This is a genomic window from Paludibacterium sp. B53371, from assembly GCF_018802765.1.
In the GTDB taxonomy this organism is placed as follows: Bacteria; Pseudomonadota; Gammaproteobacteria; order Burkholderiales; family Chromobacteriaceae; genus Paludibacterium.
The window spans coordinates 970,354-993,820 of record NZ_CP069163.1 but is presented as its reverse complement, the minus strand read 5'-3'; the positions used below and the strand labels follow the sequence as shown (position 1 = coordinate 993,820).

The 23,467-nt window shown below is 61.3% G+C and carries 16 protein-coding genes and 1 tRNA gene; 7 read left to right on the top strand and 10 right to left on the bottom strand.

Annotated features, from left to right (window positions below; all coding sequences use genetic code 11):
• Positions 1 to 274 precede the first annotated feature (274 nt).
• Together JNO51_RS04720 and JNO51_RS04715 are read left to right on the top strand one after the other, a co-directional pair.
• The gene (locus tag JNO51_RS04720; RefSeq protein ID WP_215781868.1) at positions 275 to 5,257 is read left to right on the top strand and encodes a 2-oxoacid:acceptor oxidoreductase family protein; all 4,983 of its coding nucleotides are present in this window, start codon (positions 275 to 277) and stop codon (positions 5,255 to 5,257) included.
• Positions 5,254 to 8,094: a sulfide/dihydroorotate dehydrogenase-like FAD/NAD-binding protein gene (locus tag JNO51_RS04715; protein WP_215781867.1), complete on the top strand. Its 2,841-nt coding sequence runs from the start codon at positions 5,254 to 5,256 to the stop codon at positions 8,092 to 8,094. Before JNO51_RS04720 ends, JNO51_RS04715 begins: the two co-directional genes overlap by 4 nt.
• A gap of 122 nt (positions 8,095 to 8,216) precedes the next feature.
• Here the strand turns inward: JNO51_RS04715 and JNO51_RS04710 are convergent, their stop codons facing one another.
• The 4 genes from JNO51_RS04710 to JNO51_RS04695 form a co-directional block, all read right to left on the bottom strand.
• Positions 8,217 to 8,600, bottom strand: a complete 384-nt coding sequence (locus JNO51_RS04710; protein ID WP_215781866.1) for a hypothetical protein — start codon at positions 8,598 to 8,600, stop codon at positions 8,217 to 8,219.
• A 137-nt stretch (positions 8,601 to 8,737) separates the two neighbouring features.
• The gene (locus tag JNO51_RS04705) at positions 8,738 to 10,273 is read right to left on the bottom strand and encodes a DHA2 family efflux MFS transporter permease subunit (RefSeq protein ID WP_252346189.1); all 1,536 of its coding nucleotides are present in this window, start codon (positions 10,271 to 10,273) and stop codon (positions 8,738 to 8,740) included.
• A 247-nt stretch (positions 10,274 to 10,520) separates the two neighbouring features.
• Positions 10,521 to 10,724 (bottom strand): hypothetical protein, encoded by a 204-nt coding sequence (locus JNO51_RS04700; RefSeq protein ID WP_215781865.1) that lies wholly within the window; start codon positions 10,722 to 10,724, stop codon positions 10,521 to 10,523.
• 89 nt (positions 10,725 to 10,813) lie between these two features.
• Complete coding sequence (locus tag JNO51_RS04695) at positions 10,814 to 11,413, bottom strand: TetR/AcrR family transcriptional regulator (RefSeq protein ID WP_215781864.1); 600 nt, start codon at positions 11,411 to 11,413, stop codon at positions 10,814 to 10,816.
• Positions 11,414 to 11,532: 119 nt separating this feature from the next.
• On the opposite strand from JNO51_RS04695, the gene JNO51_RS04690 reads away from it, so the two are divergent.
• From JNO51_RS04690 to JNO51_RS04680, 3 genes are read left to right on the top strand one after another with little or no spacing between them, the layout of a single operon-like run.
• Positions 11,533 to 12,960, top strand: a complete 1,428-nt coding sequence (locus tag JNO51_RS04690) for an efflux transporter outer membrane subunit (RefSeq protein ID WP_215781863.1) — start codon at positions 11,533 to 11,535, stop codon at positions 12,958 to 12,960.
• Positions 12,961 to 12,979: 19 nt separating this feature from the next.
• Positions 12,980 to 14,086, top strand: a complete 1,107-nt coding sequence (locus JNO51_RS04685; protein ID WP_215781862.1) for an HlyD family secretion protein — start codon at positions 12,980 to 12,982, stop codon at positions 14,084 to 14,086.
• 9 nt (positions 14,087 to 14,095) lie between these two features.
• Complete coding sequence (locus tag JNO51_RS04680; RefSeq protein WP_215781861.1) at positions 14,096 to 15,637, top strand: DHA2 family efflux MFS transporter permease subunit; 1,542 nt, start codon at positions 14,096 to 14,098, stop codon at positions 15,635 to 15,637.
• A 31-nt stretch (positions 15,638 to 15,668) separates the two neighbouring features.
• Here JNO51_RS04680 and JNO51_RS04675 read toward each other — a convergent pair whose 3' ends face one another.
• From JNO51_RS04675 to JNO51_RS04660, 4 genes are all read right to left on the bottom strand, one after another.
• Positions 15,669 to 17,573 (bottom strand): NAD(P)-binding protein, encoded by a 1,905-nt coding sequence (locus tag JNO51_RS04675; protein WP_215781860.1) that lies wholly within the window; start codon positions 17,571 to 17,573, stop codon positions 15,669 to 15,671.
• Between the two features lie 13 nt (positions 17,574 to 17,586).
• Complete coding sequence (locus JNO51_RS04670) at positions 17,587 to 18,930, bottom strand: ATP-binding protein (RefSeq protein WP_215781859.1); 1,344 nt, start codon at positions 18,928 to 18,930, stop codon at positions 17,587 to 17,589.
• Positions 18,906 to 19,571 carry a response regulator transcription factor gene (locus JNO51_RS04665; RefSeq protein ID WP_215781858.1) on the bottom strand — a complete coding sequence of 222 codons (666 nt, stop codon included), beginning with the start codon at positions 19,569 to 19,571 and terminating at the stop codon, positions 18,906 to 18,908. Before JNO51_RS04665 ends, JNO51_RS04670 begins: the two co-directional genes overlap by 25 nt.
• A 64-nt stretch (positions 19,572 to 19,635) precedes the next feature.
• Positions 19,636 to 20,181, bottom strand: a complete 546-nt coding sequence (locus JNO51_RS04660; protein WP_215781857.1) for a hypothetical protein — start codon at positions 20,179 to 20,181, stop codon at positions 19,636 to 19,638.
• A gap of 170 nt (positions 20,182 to 20,351) precedes the next feature.
• On the opposite strand from JNO51_RS04660, the gene JNO51_RS04655 reads away from it, so the two are divergent.
• Together JNO51_RS04655 and JNO51_RS04650 are read left to right on the top strand one after the other, a co-directional pair.
• On the top strand, positions 20,352 to 21,692 hold the full coding sequence (locus JNO51_RS04655; protein WP_215781856.1) for a glycosyltransferase: 1,341 nt from the start codon (positions 20,352 to 20,354) through the stop codon (positions 21,690 to 21,692).
• A gap of 111 nt (positions 21,693 to 21,803) precedes the next feature.
• Positions 21,804 to 22,127 (top strand): hypothetical protein, encoded by a 324-nt coding sequence (locus JNO51_RS04650; RefSeq protein WP_215781855.1) that lies wholly within the window; start codon positions 21,804 to 21,806, stop codon positions 22,125 to 22,127.
• A gap of 203 nt (positions 22,128 to 22,330) precedes the next feature.
• Here the strand turns inward: JNO51_RS04650 and JNO51_RS04645 are convergent, their stop codons facing one another.
• Positions 22,331 to 22,615 (bottom strand): hypothetical protein, encoded by a 285-nt coding sequence (locus JNO51_RS04645; RefSeq protein ID WP_215781854.1) that lies wholly within the window; start codon positions 22,613 to 22,615, stop codon positions 22,331 to 22,333.
• A 626-nt stretch (positions 22,616 to 23,241) separates the two neighbouring features.
• A tRNA-Leu gene (locus JNO51_RS04640) sits at positions 23,242 to 23,329 on the bottom strand.
• Positions 23,330 to 23,467: the final 138 nt, after the last annotated feature.

Here is a 23,467-nt window from a genome sequence, read left to right as displayed (position 1 = left end):
GATAATACGCACAGCACGTCAAGACAAAAATGTGTCAATCATTTTCACGTATACGCCATATAAGTTCGTAAAATGACAAAATTGCGACACATCAAGCCTCCGATTCGCTGACAAAGATCAAGCAAGCAAGGTTTGCTTCCGAATCAAGACAATTGTTGATTCAGGTAAAAGAGTTTGTCGATTTTTGGGCTGAGTATTCCATATGAATCAGGTGCCCGCTGCGTCCGCGACGCCCCGGGAGATAACAATTTACCCAGCTCTTGGATACCTCTCCATGAAAGTCGATCAAGCGAAATACCCTGGCATTCCCTGTGTCATTCACGGTAATGGTGCTGTCGCGCATGTGATGAATCATGTCTGCGGTGGTGTCATCGGTTACCCGATCACCCCGTCGACCGAAATTGCCGAGCTGTTCGAGGCAGCCCGTGCCGACGGCAGTGTCAATGTCTGGGGCAAACATCCGTTCTTCTTCAGCCCGGAAGGCGAACACTCGGCGCAAAGTGGCGCGCTGGGCGCGGCACTGACCGGCGGGCAATACATCTCCAATGCGTCCTCCAGCCAGGGCATCCTGTATGCCATGGAATCGCATTACGTCACGGTCGGCAAGAAAGTCGGCGGTTTCGTGCTGCAAGTGGCCGCGCGTGTGGTCTCGCGCCATTCGCTCAACGTGATGGCCGGCCATGACGACGTCTACGCCCTGCTGTCCGCCGGCTATACCATCCTGTTCGGCGCTAACCCGCAGGAAGCGGCAGACCTGGCCGCCATCTCCTACCGACTGTCTGCCGACTCGCTGATCCCGGTAGCCAACGCCATGGATGGCTTCTCTACCAGCCACATGCTGAGCGAAGCCTGTCTGCCCGAGCCGGAACTGCTGGCAGAGTTTATCGGCGACCCGCAGGCCTATATCAAGGCCCCGACCCTGGCGCAGGAAATGCTGTTCGGTGCCAAGGGACGCGTGGCCCAGCTGCGCCAATACCTGGACAACCAGCGCGCCGACCTGACCGATGCACAATATGCGGCACTGGACACCTACCTGAACCAGCATGCCGAGGCCATCGAACAGGATGCCGAAGGCAAGCTGCTGGACGACACGCTGGCCTGGCTGCCGGCCGAACTGCAGCGCCCGTGGCGCCGCCAGTGGCGCAATGCCCATGCCAAGGGCACGCGCCAGCGCGTCCCGGCCCTGGTCGACATCAACAACCCGGGGCTGACCGGCCCGGTACAAAACCAGCCGGACTTCCAGGCTGGTGCCATCGACCACCGCACTCACTTTGTCAGCGCCGTTCCCGCCATGGTGCGTCAGGCCATGGCCGAATACTCGGCACTGACCGGTCGACACTATGCGCCGATCCACACCTTCCATTGTGACGATGCCGAAACCGTCATGGTCGGCCTGGGCTCGGTCACCGAAGACGTGGAAGCCGTGGTCAGCCACCTGCGCGCCAAGGGCGAGAAGGTCGGCCTGGTCGCCGTCAAACTGCTGCAACCGTTCCCGGAAGCCGAAATCGTTGCTGCCCTGAAGGGCAAGAAGGCGGTCATGGTGCTGGAACGCTCGGAACAGACCGCCCTGAGCAGCCTGGTCACCCAGGCGCTGTTCAAGGCGCGCGAAAACGCCGACCAGCTGCGCTATGAAGGCATCGACGCCATCGAGCAGCTGCCGATGCTGACTACCGCCATCTTCGGCCTGGGTGGTCACGACCTGCAGCCGCGTCACCTGATTGCCGCCTTCCACCATCTGGCCAGTGGCAACCCGGCTCCGCTGGTCTACCTTGGCAGCCAGTTCTTCTCCAAGGATCCGTCGCCGCGCATGGCCGAGCTGCAGGCCCGCCTGAAAGCGGCCTATCCGGAAACCGAGCGCATGGCGCTGGAAACCGGCGACAATCCGCGGCTGCTGCCGGACAGCGCCTTCCGCATCCGCTTCCACTCGGTAGGCGGCTACGGCACCATCGCCTCCGGCAAACTGCTGACCGACATCCTGGCCGGTGCACTCGACCTGCACTCCAAGGCCGCACCGAAATACGGCTCGGAAAAGAGCGGCGCCCCGACCAACTACTACATCACCCTCAGCCCGGAACCGATCAAGATCACCAACGCCGAGCTGGAAGATGTCGAAATCGTCATCTCGCCCGACCACAAGGTATTCAGCCACACCAACCCGCTGCGCGGCCTGGCCAGGGGCGGCACCTTCATCCTGCAATCCAACGCTTCGCCGGAAGAAATCTGGCGCGAGCTGCCGCAGGCCGCACGCCAGACCATCCGTGACAAGCAGATCCGCTTCCTGGTGATCGATGCCTTCAGCGTGGCCAGCAAACACTCGCCGTCTCCGGCCCTGGCCACCCGCATGATGGGCATTGCCTTCATCGGCGCGGTAGCCGGTCATGTGCCGCAAGTGTTGGCCGGCACCGAGCGCGAGGTCCTGCTCGACAAGATTGCCAAGCAGATTGCCAAGAAGTTCGGCAGCAAGGGCGAGGCCATTGTCGAAGGCAATATGAACGTCATCCGTGACGGGATTGCCGCCACCCTGCCGCTCGACTACGACTCCGCGGCACTGCGCGCCATCGACGGAGAACCGGCCAAGGTCTCGTTTGCCGGTCCGGAGCTGTCGGCCGCCATGTGCCGCCGTGCCGGCAGCGCCGCCACCGGTGGTCTGTTCGACAAGGAATACTTCGAGGAAATGGTGGCCAAGCCATTCCGCAGCGGCACCATCGGTGAAGCACCGGTACTGCCGGGTATCGGCATGTTCATGCCGACCGGGACCGCCGGCGCCAAGGACAAGGGACTGTTCCGCCGCACCGTACCGGATTTCGATCCGGCACAGTGCACCGGCTGTATGGAATGCACCATGGTCTGTCCGGATGCCGCCATGCCGTCCGCCGTGCATGACATTCACGAACTGCTGCGTGGCGCCATCGGTCAGCTCGAGCTGACCGGCGCCCAGCGCGAAACCATGCACAATCAGGTGTTCGCGCTGGTCGAAGCCATCCGCGCCGCCTACCGCGACCACCAGGCCGAGCGGCCCTTCCATGAGCATGTCGAAGCCGCCGTCGCCACCCTGGGCGAGCTGTCACCGGCCCTGCGCAGCCACTACCAGCAAATGGTCGCCAAACTGGCCGACTACCCGGTGGCGCGTACCAAGCCGTTCTTCGATGCCATGGAAAAGGCCCAGCCGGGTACCGGCGGTCTGTTCAATGTCAGCATCGACCCGTGGAAGTGCTCCGGCTGTCTGGAGTGCGTGGATGTCTGTGGTCCGGGTGCCCTCAAGGCGCGCGATCAGGACAACGCCCTGTTCGACACCCTGCAACGCCGCTTCGCCTTCCTGGCCAAACTGCCGAGCACCCCGGAACGCTTTGTCAACGAAGCACTGGAACAAGGCGGCGACATCAAGCGCCTGATGCTGGTACGTGACAACTACTACGCCACCACCGGCGGCCACGGCGGCTGTCGCGGTTGCGGTGAAGTCACCGCTATCCGGCTGGTGATGTCCACCAGCCAGGCCATCACCGAGAAGCGTCGCCGCCTGCACACCCGCCAGCTGGAGCAGATCATCGCTGCGCTGGAAGACAAGCGCGACGCCCTGCCGGCCGGCGACCAGACCCGCGAACGGCTGAGCCAGCTGAGTGCCAAGCTGGAAAACCAGCTCTACCAGATGGAGAGCGGTCCGACCGGCAACGGCCAGAGTGGCACGGTGATTGCCAACGCCACCGGCTGCAGCAGCGTCTATGCCTCGACCTTCCCGTTCAACCCCTATAACGACCCGTGGGTCAACAGCCTGTTCCAGGATGCCCAGCCGCTGGCCAAGGGGATGTTCGAAGGGATTGCCGCCCAGAAAACCGAGCTGGTGCGTGCCCTGCGTCAGGCACAACTCGAACTGGCCGGCGAATACCGTGCAGAAGAGCACGACAGCGTGCTGCGCTACCTCAACTGGAGCACCTTCACGCCGGAAGAGCTCAAGCTGCTGCCGACCGTGATGACCATCGGCGGTGACGGGGCCAACTACGACATCGGCTTCGGTGCCCTGTCGCGCATCCTGGTCAGCGGTACGCCGATCAAGATCATGGTGCTCAATACCGGCGCCTACTCCAACACCGGCGGTCAGGCCTCGACCTCCAGCTATGTCGCTCAGGACTCCGACCTGGCCCGCTTCGGCAAGGCCCACCACGGCAAGCACGAACAGCGCAAGGAACTGGCGCTGATCGCCGCCTTCCACGGCAATGTGTTCGCCTGTGTCAGCAGTACGGCCCTGCACGGTCACTTCCTGAAAAACACCCTGGCCTATCTGGAGTACACCGACGGCCCGGCCATGCTCGACGTCTACACGCCTTGCCAGGGCGAACACGGCATTGCCGACCGCGCCTCGGCCGAGCATTCGCGCCTGGCGGTGGAAAGCCGCATGTGCCCGGTCTTCGTCCATGATCCACGCCGCGGCAAGACGCTGTTCGAGCGCCTGTCGCTGGAAGGCAACCCGGATCTGGACAAGACCTGGAGCAAGACCACGCTGGAATATCTGGATGAGGAAGGCAAGCTGCAACTGATGGAAGTGGCCCTGACCCCGGCGCAGTTCGCCCTGGGAGAAAACCGCTTCAAGAAACAGTTCAGCAAGCTCGATGACAGCGCCGATGCCGTCCCGGTCGATGCCTACGTCGAACTCAATCCGGAAGCCCGCGATGGCAAGACGCCGTTCATCTATGCCGTGGATGGCAAGCGTCGCCTGACCCGTCTGGCCGTGTCAGACGAGATCGTGGCCCTGACCGAAGACCGTCGTCGCAACTGGCAACTGCTGCAAACCCTGAGCGGTCGTCAGGTCGCCGTGATGAACGAAAACCATCGTGCCGAACTGGAAGCCCTCAAGCAGCAATACCTGCAAGCGGTCGAACAGCGCGAATCGTCGATCGACGCCATGGCCCGCACCATGGCCGACCTGGCCACCGCCAGCAAGGCCCCGGCCAGCATTGGTCAGATCCCGATCGTCGCTGTCGGCGGTCAGCCGGCGGCCGCCGCCAGTGCCGCCGCTCCGGCGGCAGCAGGCGATGCCCTGCTGGTCTTCGACGATAACGATCACACCAAGTGCACCAGCTGCAACACCTGCTATCAGGAACTGCCGGAGCTGTTCGAAAAGACCCGGGTGGTCGTCGAGGGCGAAAGCCGCGACGTGGCCCAGCTGATCCCGGGCGCCCTGGACAAGGTGACTGTCACCGACGATCTGAAGAGCCGCGTGGCCCGCGTGATCGCCAATTGTGATGCCGAGGTGATTCGATGAACCCGAACACAAGCGCTTTCAACCCGGCAGACCTGCAGCGTTTCGTTGCGGTCGGCGACGACCTGGCGCGTTCGCGCGAGGAAGTCGCCCGCCTCGAGGAAACCGAGGCTGTCGAGGCTTACAAACGGCAGATGGCGCTGCTGCAGCGCCGTCTGATCAACCAACCCGAGTCATTCCGCGAGCTGTTCATCGGCGACGGCATGCAGGCGGTGGTATGGGAATTCCAGCAGGACGAGCTGGGGGGCGACTTCGTACAAGCCTTCTGGCAAGCCCTGCTGCGCGAAGACGACACCGCCCTGCTGCTGATGCGCTTTGTCTGGAACCTGCCGCTGAAACTCAAGCGCAAGTTCATCCAGGGCATCGACCAGCACCTGTCCGGGCGCTACCCGATGTTCAAGGGCCTGTCGGAAAACTGGCCGGCGCAGAGCTACATTCCGCCCTATGTGCGCTCGGCGGAAGAACGCTCGGACGACTTCGGCCTGGTCAACCAGGGCTATCTCGGCTACATGAACGTCGGCTTCTCTGCCCGTGAAGTTGACCTGTTCGTCTGGCTCGAGGCACTGCGTGACAAGCAGTGCCATGAACGCCCGTGCGAACTGGGCGAGCACGTCGAAGGCAAGGCGGAGAACAAAGGCGGTTGCCCGGTCAAGATCCATATCCCGGAAATGATCGCCCTGCTGGGCACTGGTCGCTTCCACGAGGCCATGAAGCTGATCGAGAGCTGCAACCCGCTGCCCAACGTCACCGGTCGTGTCTGCCCGCAGGAACTGCAGTGCCAGGGCGTCTGTGCACACCAGAAGCAGCCGATCGAGATCGGCCAGATCGAGTGGTTCCTGCCGCAGCGCGAGAAGGTGCGCCAGGCAGGCCAGGCCATCCCGACCGATCTGCTCAACGACCCGTGGCTGACGGCCAGCAAGCCACCGATTGCGGTGGTCGGCTCCGGTCCGTCCGGTCTGATCAATGCCTACCTGCTGGCCGCCGAAGGCTTCCCGGTCACCATCTTCGAAGCCTTCCACGAACTGGGTGGCGTGCTGCGCTACGGCATTCCGGAGTTCCGCCTGCCCAACGAGCTGATCGATGACGTGGTCGGCAAGATCAAGCGCCTGGGTGGCCGTTTTGTCACCAACTTCGTGGTCGGCAAGACCGCCAGCATCCAGTCGCTGAAAGACGCCGGCTTCTACCGTGTGTTTGTCGGCACCGGTGCCGGCCTGCCGCGCTTCATGAACGTGCCCGGCGAGCATCTGCTCAACGTGATGTCGGCCAACGAGTTCCTCACCCGCGTCAACCTGATGCAGGGTCTGAAGAACGAGTTCGCCACCCCGCTGCCGGAAACCCGTGGCAAGGAAGTGGTGGTCATCGGCGGTGGCAACACCGCCATGGACTCGGCCCGTACCGCCCGTCGCCTCGGCGCCAACGTCACCATTCTCTACCGTCGTACCCGTGACGAAATGCCGGCCCGGGTGGAAGAGCTGCACCACGCGCTGGAAGAAGGCATTCACCTCAAGGTGCTGCGTGCACCGAGTGAATTCCTCGGCGATGACAAGACCCATTTTGTCCGCCACGCCCGCCTGGAAGTCATGGCCCTGGGCGAGCCGGATGCCTCCGGCCGCCGCAGTCCGAAACCGACCGGCGAGAGCGAGCTGATGGCCGTCGATCTGGTGATCATGGCACTCGGCAACGATGCCAACCCGATCATCAAGGACTCGGAACCCCGTCTGAAAACCACTCGCTGGGCCACGCTGGAAGTCAGCGGCGGCTCGCAGCAGACCTCGCTGGAAGGCGTGTTCTCCGGTGGCGACGCCACCCGCGGCGGCTCCACCGCCATCCGTGCGGCAGGTGACGGTCAGTCGGCCGCCCGCGAAATTCTCGGCACCATCGATTGCACCACAGATGAAATCCGCGACCGGGTCAGCCGCGCGCGTCACTACACCGAACTGGGGGCCGAACCGCATACCATCGTCGACCGCAAGGAACTGGCGACCGGCATCGTCGAGATTGAGGTCCGGGCACCGCTGGTGGCACGCACCGCACGGGCAGGTCAATTTGTGCGGGTGCTGGCCTGGCCCAAGGGCGAGCTGATTCCGCTGACCCTGGCTGACTGGAATGTCGAGAAAGGCACCATCACCCTGGTGATCCAGGGCGTCGGCGCCAGCAGTATCGCCATCAATCGCATGCAGGTGGGCGAAGCCTTTGCCGGCATCGCCGGACCGCTGGGCCTGCCGAGCCAGCTGCACCGCTACGATGACAACGCCACGGTGGTATTCACCGCCGGTGGTGTCGGTCTGCCGCCGGTGTACCCGATCCTGCGTGAGCATCTGCGCATGGGCAACCACTGCACCCTGATTTCCGGGGTACGCAGCGCGGACCTGGCCTTCTGGGACGGCCCGACCGACCGTGTGGCCATGCTCAAGGCCGAGTTCGGCGATCTGCTCGAGGTGATCTACACCAGTAACGACGGTTCACTCGGCATGCAGGGCTTTGTCACCACGCCGCTGCAACAGATGCTGGACGACAACCAGGCCGGCAAGGGCCGTCCGATCGCCGAAGTCATCACCATCGGCCCGCCGATGATGATGCGTGCCGTCTGCGACCAGACCCGCCCTTACCAGGCCAAGACCGTGGCCAGCCTCAACTCGATCATGGTCGACGCCACCGGCATGTGCGGTGCCTGCATGGTGCCGGTCAATGTCGACGGCAAGCTGGTCCGCAAGCACGCCTGCATCGACGGCCCGGAAATCGACGGCCATGTCATCGACTGGGACAAGTTCCTGCCGCGCTTCGGTCAGTTCAGGAAACAGGAAGCCGACAGCCTGAACGAACACCGTTACGGCGCCTGACCCCTCTTGGTCTCAAACCACAACGCCACCCCTTGGGGTGGCGTTTTTGCATTGCGTCGCGGGATGGCAGCGATGAATCGCCAAGGCAGGGAAGACGAACAGCCACTCAAGCAAGGCAGCCATCATCGCTGCGTTTCTCCATATTCTCGCCCGTTCATTGATCCATCTGATTTTTTGCCGACTTCGCTTGGCGAACAGCGATCTGTTCTTTGGCTGCCCGGGCAGCGTTGATCCAGCCACCCCATGAACCGTAACAGGCCATAGAACACGAACCACATACCGACAGCAACGCCTGCCGAAAGCCCAATGCCAGATAAGGTGAAGAGCTTCTTCTCCTGATGTGAGTCGATGAGATCCAGCGCGATGCCATAAACCAATAGCGCGAGCGCACAGATTGAGGCCCCCTTGCGCGCACTGACTTTGCCCCGGGCGAACTGACCGCCGATATGACCACAAATGACATCGACCCAGAAAGACACCCACTCCAGCAAGAAGATCAATATCATGGCCCCCATCGTGAACGAGAGAGGGGCCGCGCTGAGCACGGCCCCGAAAGAAGCGAGCGTCCACGCCAACACGCCTGGACAGCCGCCTGCCCATGGCATCAAGCAGACTGCAGCATGAAAGACCAGACTCCGGCTGATTAGTGCCCGCCCCCACCCCCGGCCGAGCCGAACGGCGGTCGTGTCTGCCAGATCGCCACGATCAGGCCGAAAAACACCAGCGCAATCAGCCAGAACACCTCGGTGGTCGCCACCATGGCGCTTTGCTGATGCACCATGCCGGACAACTGGCGCCAGGCAGCTTCGCCCTGCAGCCCCAACTGCCCCAGACCATCCAGATAGCGTTGAGTTGAATCGCTGTAAATGGACAGGTTCTCCGCCAGCCGGGCCTCATGCATCTGGGTACGGTGATCCCAGACCGTCACCACGATGGCCGTGCCCATGCTGCCGGACAGGGTGCGAAAGAAATTCGACAGCCCGGAAGCCGCAGCCAGTCGGTTGGGTTCGATGCCGGACAGGATGATCTGATTGATCGGCACAAAGAAGCAGGCGGTGGCGACCCCCTGTACCACACGCGGCAACATGATCTGCCCCAGCGAAGTATCCAGATTGAAGGTTGAGAACCAGTAGGAAGTCAGACCGAAAATCACGAAGGCCAGGGTCGACAGCCAGCGCAGATCGACCTTCTGCATATTGCGCCCCACCAGCGGCGAACAGATCAGCGCCAGAATGCCGATGGGCGCGGTGGCAATCCCGGCCCAGGTCGGGGTATAGCCCATCACCGTCTGCAACCACAGCGGAATCAGCACCGTCATGCTGAAGAAAGACATGAACCCCAGCCCCAGCGCCAGCACGCCATAGCGGAAATTGCGATGCTGAAACAGGCTCAGATCCACCAGCGGATGTTCATCACCGTGCTCCCAGATCACCAAGAGGGTCAACCCCACCACGGCAATGATGGCCAGCACCACGATCACCGGCGAATTGAACCAGTCCAGATCATTGCCGTTATCCAGCATCAGTTGCAGGCAGCCCACCCCCAGTACCAGCAGCATCAGCCCCGGCAAATCGAATGGCCCCCGGATGGTCGGGGTTTCGTGCTTGTGCAACAGCGTCCAGGTGACCATGGCGGAAAACAGCCCGATCGGCGCGTTGATGTAGAAGATCCACGGCCAGGTCAGGTTGTCGGTGATATAGCCGCCCATCAGCGGGCCGAAGATCGGCGCCACCACCACCGTCATCGCCCACAGGGCCATGGCCATACCACGCTTTTGTGGCGGAAAATTCGACAGCAGCAGGGTCTGCGACAAAGGCACCATTGGCCCGGACACCAGTCCCTGCAGAAAACGGAAAGCCACCAGCATCGGCAGGCTGGTGGCCAGCCCACACAGGGCTGAAGCCAGGGTGAACAGCAGCACCGATGCCACAAAAGTCCGCACCTCGCCAAAGCGGCGGGCGATCCAGCCGGTCATCGGCACCACAATGGCCGCGGCCAGGCCATAGGAGGAAATCACCCAGGTACCGTCATTGGCACTGGCGCCGAGGTTGCCGGCAATGGTCGGTACCGCCACATTGGCGATCGAGGTATCCAGCACCTCCATAAAGGTCGAAAACGCCACGGCGATGGTAAACAACACCAGCACTGACGGGCTCATGCCCTGCCCTGCCTGACTCATGACCGCCCTTTCCGGCCCTGAGGCTCAAATGACCGCTGATCATCGATATATAGCATCCCGCTGATCTTCGATCATTCGTCACAAAAAAGATGATTCAATTTGCCACCATCACGACAAGCCGACAGACCGTCTCCGTCAGACCGAGTTGGACAGTCCATCGCGTGGCGGCGTGTCCGTGCCGGAATGGCACCTTGAACGACATGTCGGGGTGGCTCAGGACGGGTGAGACTACGCCACCACACCCCCATCAACACAAGCCTTCGCGCACACTCACCACCACCTCGCCGCGCTCGCGCAACACCTCGGCGACCAGGCCATTGAACGCCACATATTCTTCCTGGTCGATCCCGCCGGGGAACAGATCACACAGTGACAAAGCATCGGCAAAGTAGGCCGTACCATGCAGATCCATCAGATGGGCAATGTACTTTTTCAGCAAGGCACGATACATGGCAACCTCCGTGGCGACAGTCTGGTAGTTCTAATATCGACTATTTTCACCAGGAGTTTAGTGACCCTTTACCCCCCCCGGTGTCGGCATCAGGGACGATAGGCAAGCAAAAACGTCTCGACCGCCCGCTCGACCGTCTGCGGGATCGGGGGGAGCTGCGCCAGCTCGCTGGCGCCGAATAGCAAGGGGTCCAGAATTTCCGCGCGCAACAGGGCCATCATGTGACAGCTGGCGACCCGCGGATCAGTCTGACGTAATGCACCGCGCTCCATGCACGACTGCAGATACTGCGCCAGCTTGATCTCTCCATCATGAGGCCCCTGCAGATAGAAGCGCCGGCCAACATCGGTACGCCCTGACTCGGCATACAACACCCGGATCAAGGTGATCAGGCGCTGCTGGCTGATGAAGCCGATGAATGACTCGCCGAAGGTCTGCAGGGTCTGCCGCAGGGGCTGCTGCGCATCCAGCCCTTCAAACAGGGGATGGATGGCGGTCTCGGCAAAGCGGTGCATCACCTCGAGGAACAGATCCTCCTTGGAGGCGAAATAATTGTAGAGCGTGGCCTTGGAACCGCCGACACGGGCAGTGATCTCCGACATCGAGGCCAGCTCGAACCCCTTCTCGCGGAACACCTCCTCCGCCACATCCAGGATGGCCTGGCGACGGATCTCAGACTTGGCTCGCATGACACACTCACTTTCATTAACTGAACCTGTTGGTACAGTTTCTCTTGACAGCGGCATTTTGTCAATTCAGACTGTACCGTACAGTTTAGTTAAAAGAGGTGATCGTGAGATCGAACCGCATGCATTTACCCCGAATTGCCCAAGGTTCCGGCTTGCTGGTGCTGGCTTGCACGCTGGCACTGGCAGGCTGCGCCCAGTTACCGGCCCATCCGGCACTCCCCGAGATACAGGCGCCCGCAGCCGGCTGGGCAGACAACCTGCCACAGAACGCCAGCGCCTGGCCGGCTGACGACTGGTGGACTGCCTATGGCGATCCGCAACTGGACAGTCTGATCCGCGAGGCCCTGGTCAGCGCCCCGAGTCTGGCCGTGGCCGATGCCCGCCTGAAGCAGGCGGCAGCCAACCTGGACAGCAGTGACGCCGACACCTTGCCGCAAGTCTCGGCCAACGCCGACATCAGCTCGGCCAAGCAAAGCTATAACTACCTGACGCCGAGAGCGATGTTGCCCAGTGGCATGCACGGTTATGCACGCAGCACCCTGGACTTCAGCTGGGAGCTGGACTTCTGGGGAAGAAATCGTGCTGCCCTGGCCGCCGCGACTTCTGAGCGCGATGCCGCCGCGGCGGAAGCCGCTCAGGCAAGACTGGTGCTGACCACGGCCATCACCAGTGCCTATGCCGAACTGGCCCGTCTGTTCGCGGCGCAGGATACCGCCATCGCCGCCACGGCCGTGCGCAGCCAGACCGCGACCCTGTTCCGCCAGCGCTACGACAATGGTCTGGAAACCCTCGGCAGCGTGCGTCAGGCCGAAGCGCGTACCGCCTCCTCACGGGCAGAGGTCAAAAGTCTGGCCGAAAAAATCGAATTGCAGCGCAATCAACTGGCGGCGCTGATGGGCAAGAGCCCGGATCGGGGCCGCACCATCAGTCGTCCGCAGATGAATCTGGCCCGACCGCTGGGTCTGCCGGACACGCTGGCCCTCAATCTGCTGGGACGTCGTCCGGATGTGGTGGCAGCCCGTCTGCGCGCCGAGGCGGCCAGCCGTCGTATCGATGTCGCCCAGGCAGCCTTCTACCCGAACGTCAATTTGAATGCCTTCATCGGATTGCAGTCGCTGGGCCTGGGTCAACTGACCAAGGCCGGCTCCGAAATCGGCAGCGTCGGTCCGGCGATCTCGCTGCCGATCTTCAACGGCGGCCGCCTGCGTGCCCAGTATCGCGGCGCAAGGGCAGAGTACGAAGAAGCAGTGGCCAACTACCAGCAAACCGTGACCGAAGCCCTGCATGGCGTGGCAGATGCCGCCATGAGCCAGCGGGCACTGGGGCCCCAGCTCGGCGATACCGCCGACGCGGTACAAGCCGCCAAAGATGCCTGGCGTATCGCCCAGCAGCGCTATCAGGGCGGCCTGTCGACTTACATCGAAGTCCTGAGTGCTGAAGACAACTTCCTCGCCAACCAGCGGGCACTGACCGATCTGCAATCCCGTGCCCTGACCCAGGATGTCGCGCTGGTGCGCGCCCTGGGTGGCGGCTTCCGCTCCGAATAATGATTGAAGAAAGACCACTATGAATCTCGCAAATCCGAATCAGCGCCGCCGTCTGTTTATCCTGCTGGCCGGCGCCTGCGTCGCCGCTGCCGCTGGCTTTGGCGCTTACTGGTTGCTGTATGCCTCGAACTTTGTTTCCACCGACAACGCCTATACGGCAGCGGAAGTGGCGCTGGTCACGCCGGCCGTCGGCGGCACCGTGGCGCGCGTCAATGTTGTCGACACCCAGAAGGTGCGCCGCGGCGATGTCCTGGTCGTGATCGACAATACCGATGCCACCCTGGCCTTGCAGCAGGCAGAGGCCGAGTACGGCCGCGCCGTGCGCAAGGTGCGCGGCATGGTCGCCACGGATGCCGGGCTGGAGGCACAGATTGACGCGCAACTGGCCGCCCAGACGCGCGCCACAGCGCAACTGCAGGCTGCACAGGCCGATTTTGAGCGTGCCAGTATCGACCTCAAGCGGCGCCAGGCACTGGCCGGCACCGGCTCGGTCTCGGGTGAGGAGCTGACTCAGGCCCAAAATGCCTTTGCCTCGGCGCAGGCCAATCTGAGCGCAGCGCGTGCGGCGACGCTGCAGGCCCATGCCAACCGCGCGGCCGCGGTCGGCCAGCGTGATGCCAACCATGTGCTGATTGATAACAGCAGTGTCGAGGCCAACCCCGAGGTAGCCCTGGCGCGCGCCAAGCGCGATCAGGCGCGGGTGGATCTTGAGCGCACCATCGTGCGTGCGCCGGTCGACGGGGTGGTGGCACGACGCCAGGTTCAGATCGGCCAGCGTGTCCAGGCCGGTTCGGTGCTGCTGTCGGTGGTGCCGCTGGCACAGATGCATGTGGATGCCAACTTCAAGGAAGTCCAGCTGACCGATGTGCGCCCCGGACAAAAGGCCGAGGTGACGGCGGACCTCTATGGCAGCAGCGTACGCTATCACGGGGTGGTGGCCGGGTTTGCCGGGGGTACCGGTTCGGCCTTCGCCATGATTCCGGCACAAAACGCCACAGGCAACTGGATCAAGGTGGTTCAGCGTCTGCCGATCCGCATCCAGCTGGACCCGGCTGAACTGGCACGTCACCCCCTGCAGGTCGGGCTGTCGATGCAGGTGCGAATCGACACCCGCGACGGCAAGTAAGGAGCCGGTATGTCGACAACGACTGAATTGCCCTCCGGGGAAGAACCCCTGCATGGTGTCTGGTTGCTGCTGGCCGCCCTGGCGCTGGCAGCCGCCAATTTCATCGCCGTGCTGGATACGACGATTGCCAACGTCTCGGTCTCCAACATCGCCGGCGCCCTGGGGGTGACCTCGAGCCAGGGCACCTGGGTGATTACTTCGTATGCCGTTGCCGAAGCCATTACCGTGCCACTGACCGGCTGGCTGGCGGCCCGCTTTGGCGCCGTCAGGGTGTTTGCCACCTCGATGGCCCTGTTCGGCCTGTGTTCAGCGCTGTGCGGCCTGTCCAATTCGCTCGGGATACTGGTAGCCGCACGGGTGCTGCAAGGTTTGTCCGGTGGGCCGCTGATGCCCCTGTCGCAGACCCTGCTGCTGCGGATTTTCCCCAAGGACAAGGCCGCGGCCGCCACCGGCATCTGGGCCATGACCACGCTGGTGGCACCGATTCTGGGCCCGATTCTGGGCGGGGTGCTGTGCGACAGCGCTTCCTGGCCATGGATCTTCATGATCAATGTCCCGGTCGCCCTGATCTGCGCCCTGGGGGCCTGGCGCCTGCTCAAGCGCTATGAACAGTCGCTGGCGCGCGCGCCGATCGATCTGACCGGTCTGTGCCTGCTGATTCTCTGGGTCGGGTCGCTGCAGATCATGCTGGATGAAGGCAAAGACCTGGACTGGTTCTCCTCGGTAGAGATCTGCCTGCTGGCCATCGTCGCCGTCGTCGGCTTTCTTGCCTTCCTGATCTGGGAGCTGACGGCAGAACATCCGGTCGTGGATCTCAGGGTATTTCGCCACCGGGGCTACTCGATGAGTCTGGTCACGCTGGTCCTGGCCTTCGGCGCCTTTTTCGGCATCAATGTACTGACCCCGCTGTGGCTGCAAAACTTCATGGGCTACACCGCCACCTGGGCCGGCATGACCACCGCCTGGAGCGGCGTACTGGCCGTCCTGATCGCGCCGGGTGTCGCCGCGCTGTCGATGCGGGTGGACGGCAGACGGCTGGTCTTCATCGGCGTCTGCTGGATGGGACTGGTGACGGCATGGCGCTCGATGGGCACCACAGACATGACCTATTGGCAGATTGCCACCCCCTTGTTGCTGATGGGGCTCGGCATGCCGCTGTTCTTCGTGCCGCTGACCGGACTGGCGCTGGCGGCTGTAGACGAGGCCGAAACAGCCTCTGCCGCCGGCCTGATGAACTTCCTGCGTACCCTGGCCGGCGCCTTTGCCACCTCCATGGTCAGTACCGTGTGGGAAGACCGCATCAAGTACAACCATGCTGACCTGGTGGCGCAGCTGGACAACTCGGGGGAAGCCCTGCGCAGCATGCAGTCAGCCGGCCTGTCGCTGGACAGCATTCGCGGCAGCATGGACCAGATACTCAACGGTCAGGCCGTCATGCTGGCCACCAATCAGGTGTTCCTGGCCATGGCGGGGATCCTGATCTTTGCCGCCAGTTCGATCTGGCTGGCGCCGCGAGCACGACGCATCGTCGAGGGAGCCACCGGGCATTGAACGCCGGGCCGGTGCCGGAGCGCTCCCACGCTCAAGTGCCGGCCTTCAACGCCTGCACCGCGCGCCAGGCCATATCGATGGCCGCATCGGTGTAGGCCCGGCCGGCCGCATCGGCATTGGCCATCACGATGTTGCCATGGCGCTTGCTGGCCAGCAGATGGGCAGGCTTGCCCTGGTAGAGCGCATCTTCATAGACATAGCCGTGCGGCCAGCGATTGACCGTGATCGCGGCAATCTGCTTGTTGGCATCAAAACCATGCGGCCCGTACATGCCAGTCAGTTGCTGACGAATCTGCTGTTCAAACTGGGCAAAGTCGGTCGCCAGCAAATCGGCACGGCCTTGCCGCAACAAATCGGCCACACTGCCCTCGCCAAACGGTGGACAGGGCATGCGGGCCATCAGCAGTACATGCGGCTGATCCGGTGCGCGACGCGGCTGGTACGCCCCCATGCTGACCGGAAAGTCCATTTGCACATACTGAAAATACGAGCCGGGGCAATAGGCCGCCGCCACGCCGCTGCGGGCAATCGGCTGCCAGTTGCGCAGCGCCACCTGGGCATACACCAGCGGCATCTTGATGTTGGCACGCATCGCGGCTTTCTGGTTCGGACTCAGGCTGGGAATGATGTGGGCGGCCATCATGTGCCAGCCGGCCATGACGGTGTGCCGAGCCCGCGCCTCATGCAGCCTGCCGTTTTGCAGGTAACGCACATACGTGCCGCCGGACTGGTTGTCCGCTTGTACGGCCATACTGCTCAGACGGATACGCACGGGCTGATCAGGACGGTCAAGCTGGTTGTAATCAAAGCGCGTGCTCAGGCATTGCTCGGCACTGTCGAAGCGCGCCACGCGCGGCACCAGCTTTTGCACCAATAGACGGGCCAGCGAGGCATTGCCATCCGGGAAATGATAGACATAGCCTTCGTCGTCCTCACGCTCATCATCCGGCGCCAGGCTGTCATCATCCAGTTGCCTGGCCAGCCAGTTGCCATCCGGCAAACCCAGCAAGCCCCCCTCCTGCGCCAGCGCCAGCGACACGCCGTTGCCACCAAGCGCCGCCTCTTCCGCCAGCGTCATCGATAACAGCTTGAGCAGCGCCTTGTCCTCGATGCCATACACCCTACGCAGGAAAGACAGATAGCTTTGGCCATAGAGGCGCTGCTCCCCTTGATCACCCTGGAAGTACTGCATGGCGGCCTTGCCCGGCGACAGCACCTGTTGCAACTTGCTGCGCTGTGCGCTGCTCAGCGGTGCCTGCGACAGGGTACTGGCAAAAGACGGCGGCAGTTGCAGGCCCGGTACCCAGCCACGAATATCCGCAGCCACCGGACTGCTGGTCGGCAGGCCACTGCGCAGCAACGTGGCACGACCAAAATCGGCGGGGTCATAGTAAATGCCGCTGCTAAGTTTGTAGCGCGGAAAAAAGCCCAGGTCATAAGCGTCTTCCAGACGGGTCAGGTTGATCCCGACGCGACGCAAGAGCGCTGCGGCCTGCTTGCTGTAACTGGCCGGATCATCAAAAGACTGAGTACCGCCGTAGCTCAGCAAGGTTCGGCCATCGATGCCGAACTCGTTGCGCTTGGCATGTCCACCAAAATCATCATGGTTATCCAGAATCAGGATGCGGGCATCGGCCTTGACCAGATCACGGTAGTACAGCGCCGCACTGAGACCGCTGATGCCGGCACCAATGATGATCAGATCATATTGTTCCACCGGGCCGCTGACCGGCCCGAAGTCGGGCTTACCCCCCCAGGCCAGCGCATGGGCGGATTCGAAGGCACCCTGATGCGCACCGCGCATGCCGGTGAGCGCAGGCGGATAACCGGCTGCCGCCGGGCCGGTGGCGGCAAAGGCGCCCAGGGGGGCCAGCGCACCGCTGATGCCAGCCCAGGCCAAACCATTCAGAAAATCGCGTCGGGTAATATCGTGCATCCCGCTCCTCCTATCACTGGTCAAAAACAATCCAGACAGCCAACCCTCGTCGGGCCACTTCATCAGTCCAGGCGAGCCGGATCGTCGCCCCCAGCCGCCGGGCCAGCGACTGCACAATGGACAGGCCAAGGCCGGACCCGATCTCGCTGCTGCCGGGAATCCGATAGAACGCATCGAACACCCGCTCACGATCGTCGGGGGCAATACCCGGCCCGTTATCCCGGATCTGAATCACGACTGATTGCGCCTGTTGCGACACCACCAGATCGATCCGCCCCCCCTCCGGGGTATAGCGGATGGCATTCTCAATCAGATTGCGCACCAACAGCGCCAGATCAAATGCCGAGGTGGTCAGCACGATATCTTCGCCCGGCTGCAGTCCGATATCCTGTTGCCGACTCTCAGCCAGTGGCAGCAGATCGGCCAGCACGGTTCGGAACAGCTGATGGAGACTCACTGGTTCCGCGAGTGGCTCAGCATCGGTTTGCGCCCGGGCGAGATCCAGCAGCTTTTCCAGCAACAGCCGCTCGCGCTCAATGCCGATCTTGACCTGATCCAGACGCTCGCGAGCGGCTTCAGACAGCTCGGTGCCGGCCAGGCGCTCGACCTGCAGCGTCAGCGCCGTCAGTGGCGAGCGCAATTCATGCGCCGCATCGGCAATAAAACGCCGCTGCTGCCCGAGCAGGGCGGCAATGCGCGCCAGCAGCCGGTTGATTGAGCGCACAAAGGGTTTGATCTCCGCAGGGATATGCTGCTCGTCCAGTGGAGAGAGCACATCATCACGACGGTCCAGCTCATCGGCGGCCCTGGTGATCGGCACGAAGGTACGTCTGATCAGGATGGCCGTGATCAGCAGCATCAGCGGGATCAGCACCAGAAACGGCATGATGGTACTTTCGGCACTCTCCCGGGCATTTTCATCTCGCAGCCAGGTCGCCTGCGCCACGGCCACCCGCTCCCCGTTGCCCAGGGAGCGAATCAGCACCCGATAGGGTGTGCCGGCACTATCCAGTGTGTAGATCCCGTCCCGCAGCGTGCCGGGCAGGATCAAATGCGGCTGTCCAGGGCGCACAGCCGCCGAGGGATGCCGGTTGAGCGACTGCACGATGACCTGCGAAGAGGGGTCATCTTCATTCACCTCGCCAGTCAGTGGTTCGGTAATCAGGCGCAGGTTGGATTTACCGAGCAGGGAGGCAATCTGGCGCAGGGTTTCATCCTGCAGCTCGTAGGCTTCGTCATACGCCGAACGGAATGAGGAGACCGTGGCCACCATGGCCACCAGCAAGATCGACATGGCTAGCCCCAGCGACAGGCGAAACTGCACCGACGCGGCTAGTCGCGCTTTGAGACCATCCATCCCAACCCCCTGACATTCTTGATCGCCTCATGGCCGAGTTTCTTGCGCAAGGCATGGATCAGAAACGCCACGGCATTGCTCTCGACCTCCTCCCCCCAGCCGTAAATCTTGTCTTCCAGCTCTGCGCGGGAAAAGATCGCCCCCGGCCGCTGCAACAAAGTGTGAAGCAGGGAAAACTCGCGCTGAGTCAGCCTCACCGGCTCCCCCTGCGCGACCTGAGCTTCTTTGCTGAGTACATTCAGCGACAGCAGACCATTGCTCAGCACGCTATCCCCCTGCCCGCCACGGCGCCGGATCACCACCCTCATGCGCGCCAACAGTTCCGCCATGGCAAAGGGCTTGACCAGATAATCGTCGGCGCCCTCATCCAGACCATGCAGCCGGTCCTGCAACTGGTCACGGGCGCTGAGGATCAGCACCGGCAAGGGATTGGCCCGGCTACGCAACTGGCGCAACACCGTCATGCCATCGCACCCTGGCAGCCCCAGGTCCAGCAGGGCCACATCATATAAATCGCTGCCGATATAATTCGAGGCCGTCACCCCATCGCGCACCCAGTCAACCGCATAGGCGGCTTCGCGCAAGGCGGCCTGCACTTCCTCGCCGATCATCGGATCGTCTTCAATCAACAACACACGCATGACAACCTTCTCCGACTTGTTGTTGCTCCAGCCGACAGGACAAAGACAGCTTGCGTATCGGTCTTCATTTAGTTAGCGCCCTTTTCTGCCACCAGGCAAAAAATTTCTCATGCCAGCGCGCCGAAATGTGCGCGACAGCCGGCACAAACCAGCCCGCCACTTCTCCCAGCAATCCCGCCATCAGCGCGCCATAAATCATGGAGGCCAGCACCACCGGCCAGTCGTTCATGCCCAGTCCAATGCGCAAACCGGCAATCAGCGCCAGCAACAGCAGGTGGGCAATGGCAAAGCCACGGAATCCGCGGCAGCGCCAGAAAATCAGCGCAAACGCCGAGATGATGGCGATCTGATTGATCAACGGCAGAGGTGGGCTACTGTGCTGCAAATGGGGCACACGGGTGTTGAGCAACAAGGTGCCAGGCGGGCTCAGAACGCCGATCAGGTGATTGACCGACACCAGCAGGATCGACGTAGCCGCCAGCAGGATGCAGACTCGGCGGGTGAACTCGCTGCAGTAGACCCAGCCGATGATCAGAATCGCATGTACCCCCCAGGACAACTGCTGAATCAGCACCGTGACAATCGCCATCAGAAACGGATCGCTTGGCATCCCTACCCTCACCACAAGACTGGATGAAAACCACCCCGGCCAGTCGGCACGCTGCACGGCAGCCAGGAAACCCGCGTAGTCTGACGCGGGAAAATTAGCCGAAACTTAGCGAGCCCGGCGCTGGGGAGGGTCAGGAAAGCCGCACCGCGCTGCGCAGGAAAAAAGGATGATTGACCTTTCATCGTCGTACACATAACGTTAAGGCCATCGTCATAAGCTATTGCATCGCAACCAATACGGATGAATCGATGGCCCTCAGCAAAGTCGTCTTTCTTTCTGGCTCCAGCTCGCTCCCGCACACCTTGAGCATGTATCGATCACTGGCGGCCGCCTTTCAACAGGAGGGCATCGAAGCCATCATGGTCGACGCTGACCAGGACGATGCGACCGTCAGGCAATCCCTGGAATCATGCAAACCAGACTTCATTTTTGAGATCAACCGGACCAGGAACCAGAGCCTCAAGGCGATCCCTGTGGACATCCCGCATATCGCCTGGATTCAGGATGCCTGGCGCGAACGCCGCCCGACGGAAAGCAAACAGCTGCACTACTGTGATCCCTTGTTTGGCGGCAGCGACCTCACCTACACCCTGATCCAGCCTGACTACTTCGGTTTCAGCCATCACTTGCAGCAAGGGGTTTGGGGACGCTTGCACACCGGCATTGACCCCCTGATCCACCGGCCGGGAGATCGGGATGAAACCGTTGCGGATACCGCTGCAATCTGTGGCTACATTCCGCCACCGCTGCACGCGATGGAGAGCGCTTTCGTTCGCACGGCATTATGCCAGAGCAACGGCCTGACCTTGCGTGTTGACCAAGTCGCCGAGTACCTGCTGCATGAGGCCAAAGTCTCTATCTGCCGCCACACCTTCCCGCAAGTTCATGCCCTCATTACCGCCCGCATCAACGAATGCCTGGGCACCCATATCGGGGTTGACGTCCTGCTCGCAGCCCTGGGGCAATCGGCAACCCTGCAGTTGCTCGACACTGAAATCCCTCGCATCACTGACCGGATGGCGCTTGGTCATCTCGCCTTGAAAGCGGGCATGACCTTGTCGATCTATGGTTCAAAGGAATGGCAGTACTGGCCGACTTTCTCACCCTTTTACCGGCAAAACCTGCACGCTGCCCAAGACCTGGCCCAAGTCTACCGGCAAACACAATTTAACCTGCATAACGGTAGTTTTGGCATGCATGCGCGCGTCCTGGAGGGCATGGGGTGCGGCAGCGCCATGTTCGTCCACACGGGATGTTTCGACGATACCGAGTTCGATATCAAGCGGCATTTTTCTCCCGGGGAGCACTACCTGCCGCTCTCCATCGAGCAGGGTGCGGAAACCCTGCGTTACTGGCGTGAGCGTCGATCACAATTGCGCGACATCGGTTTGCGTGCGGCAGAGGAGGTACGCCTGCGCCACACATGGCGTCATCGTGCCCGCGAGATTTTGAGTGACTGGATGAGTCTGACATCCTGTCAGGCGGTGGTTGAGCCAACCGCGGCCGGTTGATCTTTCATCCCTGCCAAACGGCCTGTCACTTCGACCATAACGTTTGTCTCATCAGAACGTGGTACGGATCGTCTTATGCTTCTCAGGCAATACCATCACCTGGAGAAAACCATGAGACCTTTCATCGATATTTCACATGTCATCCATGATCCGGACTTCATTAAGTTGAATCGTCATTTTGATCTGCTGACTCGACTCAATCACTACAACAACGCCACGAACGATACCGATGCGCTGGCCTGGCTCAATAGCATGTATATCGTACTTACCGGCAACGTGTTCAAACATGAAATCATTATCAGCGACAATCTGTCCGGACCGGCCGGTATCACGCTCGCGGCGATAGAGTACGCACGTCTGACCATTAACGGTACACCGCCAGCCATCCCGTTCAATTCACACTCTACCCCCGAAAAGCTGGTACTGATGCCGTAATGCAGCGTCTGGAATCGTGCGGCCAGGACCGCCGTATGGAAATCGCCTTCCCGACAGAGGATGATCTGCCCCTCTGTCGGGAAGGTGTGTTGCGGTATTTTTGTCGCTGAATCGGTCACACGCCCCCATGCTGTAACAAAAAGAAAAAACCCGGGAGGAAAAACCAACTCCCGGGCCTGCCATACCACTAAATCTCAAACGCGTTATTCACGGAAAATACCACGCTTGCCGTGACAGTATGCAAGCACAACATACTGGTATTTTGTCCCATTATAAATACCATTACTTCGCAAATAATCAATAGTACTTTCGTCAACATCCGCGGCATCCAGCAGGGTGGTACACCGCACAATCCCAAGTTCTCGAATCGTTTTTTTATCTTCTTGATAAAAATCATTTTCAATCAAATCAGGATTGGCAGCACCAGTCCCACCCTGTTGGCTGCCATGTGTACCAGTCACCACAATAATTAACTCACCAGGCTCCATTGAATCCTTGATGGCCTCTAAAGCATTTTTCTCCCATTTGCCGTCACACGCTTGGAGGCCGCATAAACCCAGAAATCACCCATGAGATTACCGGTGAAGTTATCAGTTCTTTTTTGAGGCATAATTTTTTACTCCTTGATGTTTACCATTTGATTGATCGTGCTTTTCAAAAAGCAATTACATGCTTCCATTTAAATTCGTTATTGTATGTAACCCTTTCGTCACGACTTGGTCCTGTCCAAGACCCCAGAACGATCTACACAGGTCGGGAGCCTCATCCAAACCTTTTGTCTGCGAGGCCATCCCCAATACAAGGCAGAAGATTGGTTATAGGATTTAGTCGCGTCTGTTATCGCGCGGCTGGTACGTGATGTAGTCGTGGTATTGAAAAGCAGGAATCTTGCTCGGTTTTTTCTGGAGATGAGTCTGCGCATTGCAACGCAGGCAGGCGCTCATGCCTTAGCTTTGGGCGCGAGTAGTCGGGGGGAGGCGTCGCTCACATATCGACCCCCAATTCCCTCCCCGGAGCCCTATGGATGGGCATGGACAATGCTGGAAATATAAAACCCGCATAGCCTGGCGCTGTGCGGGTTTTTATTTTGCCTGGACGCCTGCGGAAGGCGTCCTGGTGCCCGGAACCGGACTCGAACCGGTACAGGGGTCACCCCCCGGCGGATTTTAAGTCCGCTGTGTCTACCATTTCACCACCCGGGCCTGGGTGCGGTCGGTGTGCAAGTCACCAACGCATGAAGAGACTGGCGATTGTATGTGTCCGGCCCAGGTCTGGCAAGCAAGCCAGAGGATTTGCCCTGTTGCATTTCTGCGCGATTTGACCCGCCCGATCACGCGCAG